General features: G+C 37.2%; 16 protein-coding genes. 6 read left to right on the plus strand and 10 right to left on the minus strand.

The features are described from left to right. The first annotated feature begins 127 nt into the window (after nucleotides 1-127). On the plus strand, nucleotides 128-1,300 hold the full coding sequence (locus tag FH036_RS19600; protein WP_000873232.1) for an MFS transporter: 1,173 nt from the start codon (nucleotides 128-130) through the stop codon (nucleotides 1,298-1,300). A gap of 289 nt (nucleotides 1,301-1,589) precedes the next feature. Here the strand turns inward: FH036_RS19600 and inhA2 are convergent, their stop codons facing one another. The 10 genes from inhA2 to FH036_RS19650 form a co-directional block, all read right to left on the minus strand. After that, a complete protein-coding gene (gene inhA2, locus FH036_RS19605) occupies nucleotides 1,590-3,989 on the minus strand; it encodes a M6 family metalloprotease immune inhibitor InhA2 (RefSeq protein ID WP_138322478.1) in 2,400 nt (799 codons plus the stop codon). A gap of 469 nt (nucleotides 3,990-4,458) precedes the next feature. Continuing rightward, nucleotides 4,459-5,106, minus strand: coding sequence for a fructose-6-phosphate aldolase (fsa, locus tag FH036_RS19610; RefSeq protein ID WP_000667661.1), 648 nt, complete (start codon nucleotides 5,104-5,106; stop codon nucleotides 4,459-4,461). 34 nt (nucleotides 5,107-5,140) lie between these two features. Continuing rightward, complete coding sequence (rbsB, locus tag FH036_RS19615) at nucleotides 5,141-6,067, minus strand: ribose ABC transporter substrate-binding protein RbsB (protein ID WP_000758975.1); 927 nt, start codon at nucleotides 6,065-6,067, stop codon at nucleotides 5,141-5,143. A gap of 14 nt (nucleotides 6,068-6,081) precedes the next feature. Continuing rightward, the gene (locus tag FH036_RS19620) at nucleotides 6,082-7,017 is read right to left on the minus strand and encodes an ABC transporter permease subunit (protein ID WP_001074633.1); all 936 of its coding nucleotides are present in this window, start codon (nucleotides 7,015-7,017) and stop codon (nucleotides 6,082-6,084) included. Nucleotides 7,018-7,019: 2 nt separating this feature from the next. Beyond that, on the minus strand, nucleotides 7,020-8,504 hold the full coding sequence (rbsA, locus tag FH036_RS19625) for a ribose ABC transporter ATP-binding protein RbsA (protein WP_139896140.1): 1,485 nt from the start codon (nucleotides 8,502-8,504) through the stop codon (nucleotides 7,020-7,022). 18 nt (nucleotides 8,505-8,522) lie between these two features. Next, nucleotides 8,523-8,918 carry a D-ribose pyranase gene (gene rbsD, locus FH036_RS19630; protein WP_139896141.1) on the minus strand — a complete coding sequence of 132 codons (396 nt, stop codon included), beginning with the start codon at nucleotides 8,916-8,918 and terminating at the stop codon, nucleotides 8,523-8,525. Continuing rightward, nucleotides 8,915-9,811 carry a ribokinase gene (gene rbsK, locus FH036_RS19635; RefSeq protein WP_001132853.1) on the minus strand — a complete coding sequence of 299 codons (897 nt, stop codon included), beginning with the start codon at nucleotides 9,809-9,811 and terminating at the stop codon, nucleotides 8,915-8,917. The genes rbsD and rbsK overlap by 4 nt, the downstream gene beginning before the upstream one ends. Before the next feature lie 13 nt (nucleotides 9,812-9,824). Next, nucleotides 9,825-10,796 carry a ribose operon transcriptional repressor RbsR gene (gene rbsR, locus FH036_RS19640; RefSeq protein WP_139896142.1) on the minus strand — a complete coding sequence of 324 codons (972 nt, stop codon included), beginning with the start codon at nucleotides 10,794-10,796 and terminating at the stop codon, nucleotides 9,825-9,827. 137 nt (nucleotides 10,797-10,933) lie between these two features. Beyond that, the gene (locus FH036_RS19645) at nucleotides 10,934-12,547 is read right to left on the minus strand and encodes an MDR family MFS transporter (RefSeq protein WP_000437635.1); all 1,614 of its coding nucleotides are present in this window, start codon (nucleotides 12,545-12,547) and stop codon (nucleotides 10,934-10,936) included. Between the two features lie 19 nt (nucleotides 12,548-12,566). After that, entirely contained in the window at nucleotides 12,567-13,025 is a 459-nt protein-coding gene (locus FH036_RS19650; protein ID WP_001132364.1) for a MarR family winged helix-turn-helix transcriptional regulator, read from the minus strand. A gap of 272 nt (nucleotides 13,026-13,297) precedes the next feature. Between FH036_RS19650 and glpT the strand changes: the two genes are divergently transcribed. The 5 genes from glpT (at nucleotide 13,298) to FH036_RS19675 (ending at nucleotide 18,770) form a co-directional block, all read left to right on the plus strand. Beyond that, the gene (gene glpT / locus FH036_RS19655) at nucleotides 13,298-14,647 is read left to right on the plus strand and encodes a glycerol-3-phosphate transporter (protein WP_000466369.1); all 1,350 of its coding nucleotides are present in this window, start codon (nucleotides 13,298-13,300) and stop codon (nucleotides 14,645-14,647) included. Between the two features lie 283 nt (nucleotides 14,648-14,930). Beyond that, nucleotides 14,931-15,950 (plus strand): ABC transporter ATP-binding protein, encoded by a 1,020-nt coding sequence (locus tag FH036_RS19660; protein WP_000795370.1) that lies wholly within the window; start codon nucleotides 14,931-14,933, stop codon nucleotides 15,948-15,950. Beyond that, on the plus strand, nucleotides 15,937-16,863 hold the full coding sequence (locus FH036_RS19665) for an ABC transporter ATP-binding protein (protein ID WP_139896143.1): 927 nt from the start codon (nucleotides 15,937-15,939) through the stop codon (nucleotides 16,861-16,863). The genes FH036_RS19660 and FH036_RS19665 overlap by 14 nt, the downstream gene beginning before the upstream one ends. A 14-nt stretch (nucleotides 16,864-16,877) precedes the next feature. Continuing rightward, complete coding sequence (gene opp4B / locus FH036_RS19670; RefSeq protein WP_000265441.1) at nucleotides 16,878-17,846, plus strand: oligopeptide ABC transporter permease; 969 nt, start codon at nucleotides 16,878-16,880, stop codon at nucleotides 17,844-17,846. Between the two features lie 18 nt (nucleotides 17,847-17,864). After that, on the plus strand, nucleotides 17,865-18,770 hold the full coding sequence (locus FH036_RS19675) for an ABC transporter permease (protein WP_000880731.1): 906 nt from the start codon (nucleotides 17,865-17,867) through the stop codon (nucleotides 18,768-18,770). Nucleotides 18,771-18,773: the final 3 nt, after the last annotated feature.

Here is an 18,773-nt window from a genome sequence, read left to right on the forward strand (position 1 = left end):
CACTAAATTTTAACAAATAACGTTCAATATTTTGTCACTTTGTACTTTTTTCCACATCTGTTAATTCAATTTCATTGCGGTTGAAATTAGCATTATGCCATAATAGCATAGGAGAGGTGAATATCGCTTGAAATATTTTATTTACTTTATTGTTATCGTAGCGTTTCTAGATACATTTTCACAATTACCTATTATGAGTACGTTCGCTCAAAGTCTTGGAGGATCCCCTCTTATTATTGGGCTAGTTGTCGGCATGTACTCATTCGCTAATATGATCGGTAATATTATTGCTGGCGCTGCTGTCGATAAATTTGGTGCAAAAAAAATACTTTATATAAGCATGGGACTTACGAGTTTCATAGTCTTGTTATACACTGTTGCTCAAAGTGGTGAACAACTATTAGTTGTGCGCTTTATGCATGGCTTTAGTGACGGATTTTTAATTCCTGCTGCCTTTACGTTTTTATCAAAACAAACAAATGCAGCAAGACAAGGTAAGGCAATGGCTCTATCTGGTGCTGCTGTTGGAACAGCGGCAATTGTAGGACCTGCTTTTAGCGGTATTATGAAAGCAACTGCTGGTATAGAGTGGGTGTTCATTACCATTTCTATTTTAATGGTTCTTGGTACAATCGTATCTCTCTTCTTCTTACCAAATAACGTATCAAGAAAAGATACTTCAAGAACACAAATGATGAACAAAGAAGATATGTTTGAACTATTGAAATCAGAACCGTTATTACAGGCGTATATTGGTGCTTTCACACTCATGTTTTCACAAGGAATTGTCACGTATATGTTACCAGTGAAAGTTGAGGCATTGGCACTTAAAGCATCTACAACAGGCATGATGTTAAGTGTATTCGGCATTACCGCTATCCTCTTCTTCTTACTACCGACAAATCGTATTTATGATCGATTTAATCGTTCAAAACTAATGCTAATCGGTATTGCAGTAATGGCATTAGCATTATCTTTACTTGGATTATTCGCAACAAAAGGCATGCTCTTTATCGTTATGATGATTTATGGCATTGGATTCGCTATCCTTTTCCCATCGATAAATGCATTACTTGTTGAAAATACGACAGATGATAAACGTGGAAAAGCATTCGGATTGTTTTATGCTTTCTTCTCATTAGGAGTTGTTGCTGGATCCTTTACAGTTGGAGCAATCGGGGCATCCCCTAGCGTCAGCTTCGTTATTGGAACTGCATTCTTATTAACATTTGCCGGAATGATTTACGTAAGAAGCAAAGTAAAAGGTAGAGACAAAGTAAAAAAGACAATGATAGGATAATTCCATCATTGTCTTTTTTTAATGATAAACTCCTATTCAACTTTTAACTTTCAACAAGCCGTATTTAATAAACAATATGGCATTATATTTTTCATAGAGATAATACAATGGATAACAAAATAAGAAGAAAATAAGTACAGTTCGACAATTTCCTCGGAAATATTTCCTTTCCCTACATAATTTGATACACTACATATGAACAGACACTTGTATTACATAAGCTAAAATAATAACTTACTGTACAATTTAAAAAGCACACTCTTCATATGAAGAATGTGCTTTTCTGTTATTAACGCTTAATCCAAACAGCGCCTGCTGATTTATCCTCTGCCTGTCCAACAACTTGGAATTTAAGTCCAAGGTTTGGAACTTTTCTTCCTGCGTCTGCAATTTGTTTATTACTATATACTTTTGAATCATCAAAAGTTGTAGCACCTTGTAATCCAGAATAGTTAAACTGTCCACGTGTTAATGAATTTACACTCCATGCTGGTGTTTGATCAAATGAAAATGCTGCGTCTGCAATTTGCATACCTGTATTACCGTAAGTTGGTTTTCCGTTTAAATTGCCAACAAGTGCCTCTGGATGTGAATCTACAACACCAAGGAAGCCTTCACCTGGATGCTCCCCAACCCAGTTATCTTTAAAGCTATCATCTGCGTACCAAACGACAAGACCTGTATTATACACTGGACCTTTTCCTGCTTTTAATCCATTATCTGACCCTGCATAGTTTCTCCACTCTAAGTAGTAATAATGAGCTTTTTTCTCTGTTCCATCAGAAACAACGAATCCATTTAACTGCATGTTAGATGTTCCTTCTGCATCATCAGAAAATACTACTTGTCCATCAACAGTTACATTTACATGATCCATCGCGAAACCTTTATATGTTACAGCTGGATCTGTAATATAATCGAATTGCAGTTTCACTTTTTTTCCTTTAAATTGACTTAAATCATATGATTTATCAATCCATTTTCCATCTGTTGTATCTTTATCTCCTTGGACTACTTTTTCTCCAAGTCTATCAATTAATGTTTTCGTTCCATCTTCTGTTACTGCATGAACTTCAACAAAATCGCACTCTGCTTCTAACTCATAATTTGCTTTATAATCAAACTTTGCATTTGTTCCTTTTGTTAAATCAAAGAATGGTGTCTCTAACGTTGTATGCATATCATCCCCTCTTGTACTATAATATGCATGCTTTCCAAACTCCGGTTTAATCGTTTCAACGCTTTTGCCTGGTAAGTTAACACGTACAACGCCTGGACGATTTGATTTCGTAACACTTTGATCAATATATGTAGGAACTCCTACACCACTCTTAATTTTATCGTAATCTACTTCTAAAATTTTTGCCCAGTTGCCACCCATATTCTTTTGTAAGAAATCTTTATTTTGTGGTGAGAAACTAGTTGGCTCTGTTCCTGCAATTTTCCCTGTCCAACTTCCCCCACTCATTAATGACCAAGCTTCGACAGGTGAACCGGTTCCAGTATATTTCGTATCATATTCATCTGGTAAGCCAAGGTCATGTCCAAATTCATGCGCAAATACACCTACTGCTCCATCTTCTGGTTCAATTGTGTAATCATGTGCTGCTACTTTGCCACCAAAGTAATCTACCTTTGATTTTGTTCCTTCAATTGCTACTGGATCTACTGCTAATTTTGAACGATGTGACCAAATGGCATCATCGCCTAATTTACCTCCACCAGCTTCTTGACCAACACCAGCATGGATTACCATTAAATGATCAATTACACCGTCAGGCTCATTTTGATTCCCGTCACCATTTGTATCATATCTATCAAACTGATCAAATTGAGATAAATCTAATCCTTTCTCAGCAGCTGCATGTAAAGCTTCTTTCACTAAATCACGTGCGCCTTTTGGACCTTTGTTATCATGACCACTGCTACCATCAGCACCGTAGTCAGATGCTTTTCCTGGAACAGTTAACCATTCTGTTACATATCCATCAGTCGTATAACTACCGCCAGACTGCTCTTCATAATATTGTTTAAACGTTTTTACTTTTGAACCATCAAATAACGTGTACGGCTCATTACCAAATAACATCTTTTGATAATGCTCTCTACTAAAGTCATTCGAATACATATACCCTGGTGTTTGATCAATATTATTATGTTTATAATCACTAAATTCAACGAGTAACACTAATACCTTATCCGTTCGAACAGATCCCTTATACGGCGCTTGCTTTGCTTTAGATGTTGGAACTTGCCCATTTAATTGCTTTTTATTTGGTTCTGGCTTTTGCTCAGGGCTAACATTTTTTTCAGGTTTCTTTACTTTCTCCTTTTCCTCCATTTTTTTCTCTTTTACTTTTTTCACGAAATCAGATGCCTCTTTAGCAGTATCAGCTGGAAGAATTTCTTTATTTGCCTGATCTCCTTGTTTTTTTTCAATATATTTCTCTACAGCCTTTTTCGTCTCTTCTTTAGAAGATGCTGGATTAATTTCTCCTCTTTCTTTCAGAGCTTCCGCTAGACGATCTTCTTGAATTAAATTGTAATCAATTGGTGTTGTAGATACATTTTCTTTCTCTTTTGCTGGCGTTTCTGCGTACGCTAATGGAGCACTCATTACAGATGTGCATCCGATAATTGCCGCGATTGCTAATGACGATAACACTTTAAATGGCGCTTTTCTTCTCATTTCATTTCTCTCCTTTTATAAAACTTAAAATTCAGATAAAGTGAAACTTTAATCAGTGGGGGTTTTCTTCATCCCCCACTGATTATTAGTTGAACCAATCGGACTTTTATGGACAGTTGATCCCCAACCTAAATTCTTTGCTTTCGCTGAATTTTGAGGTGGGGGTCTTACTGCCCATTAAAGTGGGATAAATAAGTGCATTTAAATCAAAAGCTCTACTTTCTGCCCTCCCTATATAAAAAGGCATAATTCTATAAACATTAAGCTTTCTGTTATAGAATCATGCCCTCCAGTTTTCTGGTCAGACTCTCTATCTGTCTATATCAAAATATGAAAAATAAAGAGTGATTTGTATATATTAAATAGTTTATATAAAAAATTTAAAAGACAATATGCAAAATTGCATGAAAATTCTTTTAAATACAAAAAAAGAATCCTAGTCACTTAAACTAGGATTCTTGATTTTCTATTATTTCTCTTGTGTTTTTTCCCAATCAGCTAAGAATTTCTCAATTCCTTGATCTGTTAGTGGATGCTTCACTAATGAAGCAATTACGTTTGCTGGGATTGTTGCAATATGTGCACCATTTAATGCTGCGTCAGTTACGTGAACACTGTGACGTACAGATGCTGCGATGATTTCTGTTTCGATGCCGTGAATTGCAAAGATTTCTGCGATTTGGCGAATTAAGTCCATACCGTTATGACCGATATCATCTAAGCGACCTAAGAATGGTGAAACGTATGTTGCACCAGCACGAGCTGCAAGTAATGCTTGAACTGCTGAGAACACTAATGTAACGTTTGTACGAATTCCTAAGTCAGAGAACGCTTTTACTGCTTTTAAACCTTCTGTTGTCATTGGAACTTTTACAACAACGTTTGGAGCAATTTTCGCTAACTCTTTTCCTTCTTCAATCATTTTATCTGCTTCTAAGCTAATTACTTCTGCACTTACAGGTCCTTCTACAACGTTGCAAATTTCACGAATGCGCTCGTGGAAGTCTACGCCTTCTTTTGCTACAAGTGATGGATTTGTCGTTACTCCAGCTAATACGCCTAATGCATTTGCCTCTTTAATTTCGTTAATGTTTGCTGTATCAATAAAGAATTTCATTTGTTATTCTTCCTTCCTAATTTTCATTTTATATTTATTTGTTTTTCTTAATAAGCTCTAATTCAATCGGAATAGATTTGTCCACTTTTTTACCTTGCGTGATCTCTTTTGCTGTTTGCATCGCCTTCTCTCCGATTAATTCCGGTTTTTGAGCAACTGTTGCAGCCATACGCCCATCGTTAACCGCTTTCACAGCATCTTCTGTTGCATCAAATCCAACAACGACTACATCCGTTTTTCCAGCAGACTTCAATGCTTCAAGTGCCCCTAATGCCATTTCGTCGTTATGGGCAAACACGGCTTTAATATCACCATTTGCTTGCAAAATGTTTTCCATAACAGATAATCCTTTTGCTCTATCAAAATCAGCCGCTTGTTTAGCAACTACTTTTAAAGATTTATCCGCTACGTTATGGAATCCTTTCCCACGCTCGCGAGCAGCAGAAGAACCAGGGATTCCTTCTAACTCAGCAACGTTTGCTCCTTCGCCGACTAATTCACGAATGTAATCACTAGCCATTTGACCACCTTCAATGTTATTAGAGGCAATGTGAGAAACAACTTTACCTGAATTTGCAACGCGGTCTACTGTAATAACAGGAACATTCGCTGCATTTGCTGCACTTACTGCTGAAGCAACAGCATCTGAATCAGTTGGATTAATAACAACTACATCGACACCTTTTTGAATTAAATCTTCAACATCATTTGTTTGCTTTGCTGCATCATTTTGTGCATCAACAGCAATCAATTCGATGCCACTATCTTTCGCTTTCTTTTCTGCACCCTTTTTCAAAGTTACAAAGAAGGGATTATTTAAAGTTGAAACAGAGAATCCAACTTTAATAGTTTTATTTCGACCTTTATCGCTAGAATCCTTTGCCCATTCTGGTGGTTCCATTGAACAACCAGCAGTAATGACCATAATACATGCAACGAGTATAAGTAACCATTTCTTCATGAACTGTCCCTCCATTACGCTTCTTTTCTGCGATCAATTAATACAGCTAGTAAGATTACAAGTCCTTTTACAACTTGTTGGAAGAAAGAAGATACACCTAATAAATTTAAACCGTTATTTAGTACACCGATAATAAGTACACCGATGAATGTACCAACAATCCATCCTCTTCCCCCAGAAAGACTAGTTCCACCTAATACAACTGCTGCAATTGCATCTAATTCGTAAGAAGTACCTGCAGTCGGCTGTGCAGAATCTAATCGTGATGTTAAGACAATACCTGCAAGCGCTGCCAAAATTCCGGAAAGACCGTAAATCATTACTTTAATTCTCGTAACATTAATACCTGATAATGCTGCTGCTTCTTCATTTCCACCAATTGCAAATGTACGGCGACCAAATGTCGTTTTCTTCAAAATGAAGTACAGCACTGCGAAAGCGATCATCATTGTAACAGCTGGTACTGGAATACCAAGAAAATAACCGCGGCCAAACATTTGGAACATTAAATGATCACCAAGACCAGTGATCGGACGTCCGTCCATATAAACAAGCGTCAACCCGCGAAAAATAGTCATTGTTGCTAAAGTCGCAATAAATGGAGCTACTTTTCCCTTCGCTATGATGATACCGTTTACAATTCCCATTACAAGACCAGCTAATAATCCAACTGCCATCGCAAGGAACGGGTCCATGCCACTTGCCATCATTCCAGCAACAAGTGCACTTGATAATGCTAAAATAGAACCTACCGATAAGTCAATACCCCCTGTTAAAATTACAAAGGTCATTCCGAATGCAATAAGCGCATTAATCGATACTTGACGCAGTATATTAAATAAATTTGGGATTTCAATAAACGCTGGATTTAAAGCCGTAATTACTACAATAATTAGCGCTAGTCCAATTAAAGACCCAAGTTGTTGTAATACATTCCCCTTCTTAGCCATCCTTACTCTCCCCCTGTAGCTAGTGCCATAATAGACTCTTGTGATGCCTCATCTTTCTCTAAAATGCCGCCGACTTTTCCTTCATGAATAACAAGAACGCGATCACTCATCCCTAAAACTTCTGGAAGCTCAGATGATACCATAATAACGGCATCTCCTTCTTCGGTAAGCTTATTCATAATAGAGTAAATTTCTTTTTTCGCTCCAACATCAACACCCCTTGTTGGCTCATCTAAAATGAGTAACTGCGGGTGGATACCTAACCATTTTGCAATAACAACCTTTTGCTGATTTCCACCAGAAAGAGATTTCACAGCTTGCTCTCCACTAGATGCTTTCACATTAAGAAGTTTCATCATGTCCGCTGTAAACTGTTGTTCTAGTTCGTTACTTAAGACGCTTCCCTTTGAAAGACTTTCTAAATTCGGTAAAGCTAAATTTTCTCGAATTGAGAAATCTAGCACTAATCCTTCAGATTTTCTATCCTCTGTAATGAAAGCTATTCTTTGTCTAATCGCATCTATCGGACTATCAATCTTTACTTCTTGTCCATTTATAAAAATTTGGCCAGAATCTAAAGGTTCGTATCCAAATATCGCTTTCATAATATCTGTACGGCCAGCTCCCATCAAACCAGCAACACCAAGGATTTCACCTTTTCTCACCTGAAACGATACATTTTCAAACTTCCCTTTTTTCGTTCCATTACGCATCTCAAAAATCACATCGCCAATTTGACTATTTCGTTCTGGGTAACGTTCACCAATGCTGCGTCCCACCATCATACTCACTACTTCATCAAACGATGTTTCCGGAATGGATCTCTTTCCGACGTATTCCCCATCACGTAAAATCGTAATGGTATCACATATTGAAAAAATTTCTTCCATTCGATGTGAGATATAAACGAACGAAACGCCTTCTTTACGTAATTTATTAATGACAGTAAACAACGTTTCAATTTCACGATCTGTTAATGCAGCTGTAGGCTCATCCATAATAATAACGCTTGCATTTGTCATTAGTGCTTTCGCAATTTCGATAATTTGCTGTTGTCCAACCGATAACTCTCCTGCCAACATAGCGCCTTTTACATGTAATCCTAACTCTGCTAGTTGCTGCTGCGCAATAGCGTTCATTTGACGCGTACGTAAAATACCTGTCTTCCCATACATTAACTCTTTACCGAGAAACATATTTTCAGCTACTGTTAAATTCGGTAATATGTTCAATTCTTGATGTATAAATGCAATACCGTACTCTTCAGCTTCTTTCGCATTTTTAAAAGTTCGTTCTTGTCCATCAATCGTGATCGCTCCACCATCTCTTTTGTATACACCTGTTAAAATCTTCATGAGCGTTGATTTACCCGCTCCATTTTCCCCCATCAATGCATGGACTTCTCCTGTTTCAATCATAAACTGTGCATTCTTCAAAACAGGATTGCCATTGAACGCCTTTGAAATATTTTTCATTTCAATACGCATTCCCATCACTTCCCTTTATTAAAAAATCACGCCTGCATGTAAAATTACATTGGCATAAGGCGTAGCCTCACCTGTACGAATAATAGCTTTCGCTTTCTTTGTATGCTCTTTAAATCTTTCATGAGATACATACTCAAACGCTGGCTCTACTAATTTCAGCTCAATCTCTTTATTTATTTCCGCATTATTGTTAATAACCTCTTCTGCTAACGTCACTTTTTCAATTGCCATATCATCAGCTACCACTTGCAATACATCTAAAAAGCTAGGTTTTCCTATTTCAACAGCTAAATCAATTCTTTTTACTCCATCAGGAATTGGTAAACCACAATCAGCGATTACAATCGTATCCGTATGCCCAAGTGAAGCAAGGATTGATGCAATCTCACTATTTAATACGCCGTGCTTCTTCATCCGACAATCACCTGCACTTCACGTACTTTATCTCTCGTTGGCATACCGCCTTGCGCCCCAAGTTTCGTTACAGAAAGACCACCAGCAATATTCGCAAAACGAATTGCTTTTTGAAGTGTTTCTCCTTCAGAAAGCGCAACTGCTAATGCACCATTAAATGTATCACCAGCTCCAGTCGTATCTACTACATCAACAGCAATGCTAGGAACATGTACAATCTCCGTACCATTATGGAAACGTACACCGTTAGAACCTTCTGTCATCAATAGTTTGTTTGGATATTTAGCCAGTAACTCTTCAATTGGTGATGTGAAATCATCTAATACGATGCGACACTCATGTTCATTTGGCGTAATATAAGTTGCCTTTTCTAAAATATCTTCTGATAACACTTGTGCTGGCGCTGGGTTTAACATAACCGGGATTTTGTGTTCCTCACAAATAGCTAATACATATTTTACTGTTTCAAGCGGAATCTCTAGTTGAAGCACAACCATATCAGCTTTTATAAGAAGATCTTTTGAACGATTTACAACCGACTCATTGACAAGAGCATTCGCTCCTTGCACGACAACAATACTGTTATCCTCTTCTGCTAAAACGATATGAGCAATTCCTGTCGCCGCATCTGTAACCGGTACCACATAGTCGATAAAAACGCGTTCGTTCTCTAAATTTTTTCTAACTACAGTTCCATAATTATCGTCTCCTACCGCTCCAACCATCGCTACATTTGCGCCTAATCTAGCCGCAGCAACCGCCTGGTTAGCTCCTTTTCCTCCTGGAATTGTATGAAATGCTTCACCAATTACTGTTTCCCCTGCTTTCGGACGTTTTTTGGAAACAGCCACTAAGTCCATTGAAATGCTACCTACTACTGCAATATTTGGCATCTATTTCATCTCCTTATTTCGTTGTATTTCGTTCTATAATTTCAATCGGTAAACGATAATGTTTCTCTTCTAATACGTTTCCTTCCATCTGCTCTAACAACAGTTCTGTTGCAACTTTCCCCATTTCATAAATTGGCTGTGCAACAGTTGTAATAGATGGATACATCATCTCTGTTAAAGAAATTCCATCGAATCCGATAATTTGTAAATCATCCGGAATAGAAATCCCCTTTTGAAGCGCAGCCTTTACGATACCTATTGCAATTAAATCATTCCCAGCAACAATTCCATCAATATGCGGGTATTGTTCTAATAGTTCCACCGCTACACGCTCACTATTAGCTGGATCAAATGTACTCTCTGCAATCATATAAGAAAGATTATTTTGCGTAATAACGTCTACAAAGCCTTCAAAACGTTCATTAGCTGTACTTACGTCACGCGGTCCACGAATATGCGCAATATGTTTACAGCCTTTATCTATTAATAACTTTGTCGCTGCCTGACTTCCCGCATAGTTATCTGCATACACAGCAGGTATACGCTCATTAAACATACGGTCAATTGCAACGACTGGTACTGACAAGTTCATGTAATTCACACTATTTTGTGGATTTGTCGCTACAATAAATCCATCTACATTATTTTGCCTAAGTACATCAATATATTGCTTTTCTTTCTTTAAACTTTCATCAGAGTTACAAAGTACAACTGTATACCCTTGCTTATGCGCTACATCTTCTACGGCACGTGCAACTTCTGGAAAGAATGGATTCACGATATTTGGAACAACTAAGCCAATTAAACGAGATTTTTTATTATACAGTGAACGCGCTACTGTACTAGGCTTATAGTCTAGCATCTCAATCGCTCGTTCTACTTTCTTTAACGTATCTTCATGAACATATCCATTTTTATTTAACACTCTGGAAACGGTCGCAACAGATACTCCCGCTAATTTTGCAACGTCTTTAATCGTACTCATTTTCTTCCCTCTCCATTTCATGTAACCGTTTACAGAAAATAATATAACGTATTTCTAGAAATACGTCAATCATTTCTCACGAAAAAGCTTTTAAGGTTATACTCAAAAAAGCACCGCCATAAGGCGATGCTTTTTCATTACGAATAGGATACAGTTTGTTCTTTTTCCTCTGTAGCTGGCTCTTCAGCATCCTTTTTACGATCTGACAGTTTAATCTTCTGTAAGAAAATCGTAAAGATAGCGCCTACTACGATAAATACTAATCCTGTTAAGAATACAGTATGAAGTGAGTCTACTAAAGAGTTTTTCAAAATTGGTACAATGCTATTAGCGAATGCTTCTGGCATTTGTTTTAATGCCTCTGGACTAAATAACATTGAATATAAGCCTTGCGGATCTGTATGAATCATATCTTTAAATTTCGTTACCATTTGTCCCGCTTCTTTTGGGAATGTATCTAATACAGGTACTAAATTTTTTGTTAACGTTGTACCTGAAGTGTTATTCATGATTGATCCTAAAATTGTAATACCAAATGTTCCGCCGATTTGACGGAAGAACTGACTTGATGATGTTACGACACCAAGATCTTTTTTCGGGAAGCTTTCTTGTAACGCTAATGTTAATGTCGGCATTACAAGACCCATTCCTAAACCGATAACCATCATATAAGAAGTAGCAGTCAATTTAGTTGTGTGCATATCCATCGTTGTTAATAACCAGAATCCTCCAGCCATTATAAGCATTCCTGTAATAATTTGTGGTTTTACACCAACTTTTAATACAAGTTGCCCGCCAATAATACTCATCACAATCATTGTAATCATCATTGGCGTCATAATTGTACCTGATTCAGCAGCACTTACTCCTACAATTCCTTGCATAAAGAATGGGACGAACATAATCGCACCGAACATTCCAATACTCATAAAGAATCCAATCGCATTTAGTAATGTAAATGTACGATTTTTAAAGAAATGCATCGGTAAAATGGGTTCTTCTGCTTTCGTTTCAACGATAACAAAGCTAACTATACCAATTAGAGCTAATGCAAATAACCCGATAATTTGCCAAGAATCCCATGCGTAATCTTTTCCACCAAACGTTAATGCAAGTAATAAACTTACAACACCGAGAATCATCGTAAAGATCCCAGCGATATCAATTTTAATTGGTCCTGTTTGTTTATGTGATTTTAATCCCATTGCAATAAAGATTGTTGCTAAAATACCAACTGGCAAGTTAATGTAGAATACCCATCTCCAGTTCACTGCATCTACAATCCAACCACCCACTTGTGGTCCAATTACAGAAGCAAGACCGTATAACGCACCAAAAATACCTTGCCATTTCGCACGTTCTTTCCCCGTGAACATATCTCCAATAATAATCATAGCCATCGGCATCATAATACCGCCGCCAAGACCTTGAATACCACGGAAAATAATTAATTCTGTCATACCATTTGCCATACCACATAATGCTGAGCCAACCATAAAGATAACTAGCCCTGTTATATATACGTTACGACGGCCAAGTAAATCCGCTAATTTACCTGCGATTGGTACAACTGTCGTTGATGTTAACATATAAGCTGTTGTTAACCACGTCATTAAGCTTAATCCACCTAGTTCACCAACGATACGTGGCATTGCTGTACCAACGATTGTTCCATCTAAGGCAGCAAATAGCATCGCAATGATTAAACCGATTAACAACAACTTTCTATTTATATTTTCTTGTTGCTCCATGTAATCTCCTCAATTCCTCTTAGTTATTCTCTTTTTTCTCTTGTGTCCCGCAAATAATTGTTTCTAACTTCTCAAAGAGGCGTAACAAATCTTCTCTTTCTTGTAATTCTAAATGTGAGAAATATTTTGCAATGTGCTCATTACGAGCGGTCATTGCCTCTTCTACTCTAGCTTTCCCCTTTTTGGTTAACTCAATGACGACAACACGACGGTCCTCTTTGTCGTGATAACGCTCTACAAGCTCTTGGTCAATTAAGCGATCGATCATCACTGTAATTGCACTAGGCTTTACATACATCTTTTTTGCTAATTTTGTCGCTCTTGAAGCTCCATAATGATCTAAAATCTTTAAAATATAAAACTGCGGTGGTGTAAGTCCTGTTGCTTGCATTTGTTCTAATAACTCTGTCTGCATTTTCTTTCCAATCGAAAAGGCAAGAGCTTGAATTTTATCGATATGCGTCATATCATTTGGCATGTTATCCACCTCTTATTTAAACAATAAAATATTTAACGTATTTAAATATTAATCCGACGAACAAAATCCGTCAATACTTTTTATCCGTAAAAACGTTTACATTTTTGTCACAAAGTTGTATAATTTTCGACGAAGTTAATATTGACAGTCACGGAGAATCGGAGTACACGGCTATGAATCATAAAAAAGGAAACTTTTTTATATTTCATGGCCTTTTTATATTCTCTCTGACTTACGACACTTCGAATTAATTTGGGGAGGATTTTCATTTTATGTTTTTCACACAATTCTTTAAACCTGCGCCCCACGCGGAACGCTTACCAGCTGATCGCGTTGATAGTGAATACCGTAAATTACGTTTACAAGTATTTTTAGGTATCTTCATCGGCTATGCAGGTTACTACTTTGTTCGAAAAAACTTTTCACTAGCAATGCCATACTTAATTGAACAAGGCTTTAGTAAAGGGGAGCTTGGGGTTATCCTTTCAGCAGTTTCTATAGCTTACGGATTAAGTAAATTTCTTATGGGTATCGTATCCGATCGTTGTAATCCTCGCTACTTTTTAGCAGCTGGACTATTTTTATCAGGTATCATTAATATTATTTTCGGCTCATTTTCTTTCATTACAACGAGCATTATACTTATGTTTGTACTTCAGTTTTTAAATGGATGGGTACAAGGGATGGGATGGCCTCCTTGTGGTCGTACAATGGTTCACTGGTTCTCTATTAGTGAACGCGGTACAAAAATGTCTATTTGGAACGTCGCTCATAATGTCGGTGGCGCACTTATGCCTTCCCTTGTAACATTAGGGTTATATTTCTTTGCAAATGACTGGAAAAGTATTTTTTACTTCCCAGGTATTCTTTCAATTTTAGTTGGTATTTATGTATTAATTACGATGAGAGATACACCTCAATCTTGCGGATTACCTTCTATTGAAGAACATACTGGAGAATATCCACCAGATGAAAAAGTACAAGATCGCGAACGCGAACTTTCGGTAAAAGAAATTTTATTTAAATACGTATTAAACAATAAATTTTTATGGTACATCGCTATTGCAAACGTTTTTGTTTATTTCGTACGTTACGGTGTTGTAGACTGGGCTCCTACTTATTTAGTAGAAGAAAAAAGCTTTACTCATAGTAGTTCACGTACAGCCTATGCTCTATATGAATGGGCTGGTATTCCAGGTACACTTCTTTGTGGCTGGATGAGTGATAAACTATTTAAAGGACGCCGCGCACCTGCTGGTATTTTATTTATGGTTGGTGTATTTATCGCCGTTCTTGTGTACTGGCTAAACCCTCCTGGTAATCCAATGGTTGATAGTATCGCACTTGTTGCAATTGGATTTTTAATTTACGGACCTGTTATGTTAATTGGTCTACACGCTCTTGACTTAGCACCAAAGAAAGCGGCTGGAACTGCAGCGGGCTTAACTGGCTTCTTCGGTTACTTAGGCGGAGCAGCTTTCGCTAGTGCCGCTATGGGCTTTATCGTCGATGCATTTGGATGGGATGGCGGATTCATCTTATTACTTGCATCTTGTGTACTTGCAATGTTCTTCCTTGCTCTTACTTTAAAGACAGGATCTGTAAAACAAAAACAAGCTTAAGTACTAATATTATTCTTATCAAAAAAAGAGAGACTGTTCTTTCCAGAACACCTCTCTTTTTTCTACATATAATACTCTTTTCTTACAAAAGATTTATTTCCCTCTCACATATATGTTAGCGTTTCCAAAACACTTCAACCACTACTACAACTGTATTCAATTTTTATATAAAAAGATTTTTGAATATTTTCTCAACTTTCTCTTGTCAAACATTGTCAATTTATATTAAAATAACAACAACATACAAAATATTTAGTCTTTTCAGAAAGATGGAGGGATAGCCATGAAGAATCCACTTCTTCGCATTGAAAACTTACAGACTTCCTTTCGCATACAAGATCAATATCATGCCGCAGTTGATGATGTTTCGTTAACTGTCCATGAAAATGAAATTGTCGCGATAGTTGGTGAATCAGGTTGCGGAAAAAGTGCACTTGCCCTTTCCATTATGCGACTGCATAATGAAGCAAATACAAAATTACAAGGGCAGCTTAACTATAGAGATAAGGACTTACTAACGATGTCAGCCGCAGAAATAAATAAAGTACGCGGATCAAACATCGGTATGATTTTCCAAGAACCTCTTACAGCACTCGATCCTCTTATGACAGTTGGAAAACAAATAGAAGAAAACTTAGACTACCACACAAATCTTTCGAAATTAGAAAAGAAAGAACGCACCTTAGAACTACTTCATCAAGTTGGTATTCCAAAACCAGAACTTACATATAAACAATACCCACACGAATTATCTGGCGGAATGAGACAAAGAATTGTTATCGCAATTGCAATTGCTTGTAACCCAGCACTTATTATTGCAGATGAGCCAACAACGGCTCTTGACGTAACCATCCAAGCACAAATTTTAGACTTACTAAAATCTATTCAAGAACAAACGAAAATGGGCATTATTTTAATTACTCACGATTTAAGTGTTGTCGCAGAGACAGCCGATCGTATCGTCGTTATGTACGCTGGACAAGTTGTAGAAACAGGAAAAGTTGAAGAAATTTTTAATAACCCTCTTCACCCATATACTCGTTCTCTATTAAACTCCATTCCATCTGCGTATGCTGAAAAAGAAAAATTGCATGTAATTCAAGGAGTGGTTCCTTCGTTAGCGAAGATGCCTCGCACAGGTTGCCGCTTCCAAGCTCGAATTCCATGGATTAGGCCTGATCAACACGAGGAAAATCCAATTTTGCATGAAGTAAAACCAGACCACTGGGTGCGTTGTACTTGCTACAAACATTTTAACTTCCAAGATAAGAAAGGAGATGACGTAACTCATGGCACTGCTTAAAGTAGAAGATTTAAAAGTACACTTTCCAATTAAAGGTGGTGTTTTCGGTCGTACATTAGATTACGTTCGTGCTGTTGATGGCGTAAGCTTCGAACTACAACCTGGCGAAACGTACGGAATCGTTGGGGAATCTGGGAGCGGCAAATCAACAACTGGAAAAGCAATTATGCACTTAACAAAAGCAACAGGCGGTAGCATTCATTTTAATAATAGAGATTTAACAAAATTAAGTCGCTCAGAACTAAGAGAACAACGAAAAGATATTCAGATGATTTTTCAAGATCCTTATTCATCCTTAAACCCGAAGAAACGTGTTATGGATATTATCGCTGAACCACTTCGGAATTTTGAGAAACTCTCACCTGATGAAGAGCGTAGAGCTGTTCAAGATTATCTTGATAAAGTTGGCTTAAATCCAGAGTCTATTTATAAATACCCACATGAATTTTCCGGTGGACAAAGACAGCGGATTGGTATTGCACGCGCACTTACACTAAAACCGAAGCTTATTATCGCAGATGAACCTGTATCTGCACTTGACGTGTCAGTACAAGCGCAAGTTTTAAACTTCTTACAAGATTTACAATCTGAACTCGGACTAACATACTTATTTATTAGTCATGATTTAGGTGTAATTCGCCATATGTGTGACCGTATTGGTGTTATGTATCGCGGACGCATTGTGGAAGAAGCAACTAGTGATGAAATTTATAACAATCCACAGCACATCTATACGAAGCGCCTAATATCAGCTATTCCTGATATTCGTCCAGAAAACCGTGAACAACAGCGTAAATTGCGTCGTGAAGTAAGCGCTGAGTACGAAAAATCATATGAAAATTATTTCAATGAAAATGGACGTGCTTACGATTTAAAACCAATCTCGCCAACTCACCGGGTGGCATTACCATAAGGGAGTGATAAAACATGTGGAAATTTATATTACGCCGGATTTTAGTTATGATACCACAATTATTCATATTAAGCGTACTCGTCTTTACACTTGCTAAAGCAATGCCAGGTGATGCATTAAGTGGCGCTGAACTAGCAAATCCAAAAGCAGATCCAAAAGTAATTGAAGAACAACGTGAGAAACTTGGGTTAAATGATCCTATTCCCACACAATATGTAAGGTGGATTTCAAATGCCGTACAAGGGGATTTCGGCATTTCTTACGCACATAAAATACAAGTAACAGATATTATTGGGGAACGCCTTGGTAATACAGTGCTGTTAGCTCTTCTAATTCTTATTCTTACTTATTTAATCGCCATTCCACTTGGCGTTATAAGTGGGCGTTGGAATGATACGTGGGCTGATCGACTCATTACACTCTATAACTTTTTAGGATTTGGTACACCCCTATTTATTTTCGGATTAGTAATGTTATTCTTATTCGGCTTTTTATACCCGATCTTCCCTACAAGTGGTAGCGTTGATCCACAAGTGGCAGCCGGATCATTTGATTACTATTTAAGTAAATTAAATCATATGATTTTACCAGCTTTATCTGGGGCATTAATTGGCACTGTAGGAACTGTACAATATTTACGAAGTGAAATTATTGATACGAAACATAAAGATTTTGTACGCACAGTAAAAGCAAAAGGTGTACCAGAATCTAAAGTATATTCCAGACATATTTTACGAAATTCATTTTTACCAATTGCAGCATTTTTAGGATATGAAATTACAGGTTTAGTTGGTGGCTCTATTATTCTAGAAAATATTTTCGGCTACCCAGGAATTGGACAACTATTTTTCCAATCTATCACTCAACGTGATTTCAGTGTCGTAACTGCTCTTGTATTATTTACTGGATTCGCAACGCTACTCGGGACTCTTCTTTCCGATATTATTCTAAGCATCGTTGATCCACGTATTCGTATTGATTAATGGAGGTGAAGAAACGTTATGTTAGCAAATCCTGAAAAACAAACTGAAGTCATTCATTACGAAAAGAGCCCTTCTGGTTTCTCCATTATGTGGCGCGAATTTCGTAAAGATAAACTAGCAATGTTTTCCCTATTCTTTTTAGCTTTAATATTAATAGCCGTTTACGCAACTTCATTTATTATGAAACAAGAAGATATCGTTCGAGTTGATCTGTTCGCCATTTATGATCCTCCTTCCGCTGAACATTGGCTAGGAACTGATTATGGAGGCCGTGATATTTTCGGACAATTAATTATTGGTACACGTAATTCCTTTACAGTTGGTTTAGCCATTACTCTTTTATCAACTCTTATCGGTCTTACGATGGGACTAATTGCTGGCTATTTTGGAGGAGTTGTCGATAACATCATCATGCGTTTTATCGATTTTATGATGATTTTACCATTCTTAATGATTGTTATCGTATTTATCTCACTCGTTCCAACTTTCAATATTACTACATTTATTCTCATAATGACTGCTTTCTTATGGGTCGGAAAAGCAAGGCTTATACGCTCTAAAGTATTAACGGAGAAAGAACTTGATTACGTATCTGCATCAAAAACGTTAGGAACACCAAATTGGAAGATTATCTTCCAGCAAATATTACCTAATTTGAGCTCTATTATTATCGTAAATATTACATTAAATCTTGCTGGTAACATCGGCATTGAATCTAGTTTGACTTACTTAGGCTTCGGTCTACCAGAAAGCACACCGAGTCTTGGTACACTTGTAAGTTACGCAACAAACCCAGATGTATTGCAAGAAAAATGGTGGATTTGGTTACCCGCATCAATCATGATTTTAGTGTTGATGCTGTGTATAAATTTTATTGGTCAAGCGTTAAAACGTGCGGCTGATGCGAGACAAAGAAAAGGATAAGGG

The organism is Bacillus sp. CD3-5, assembly GCF_006349665.1.
In the GTDB taxonomy this organism is placed as follows: domain Bacteria; phylum Bacillota; class Bacilli; order Bacillales; family Bacillaceae_G; genus Bacillus_A; species Bacillus_A paranthracis.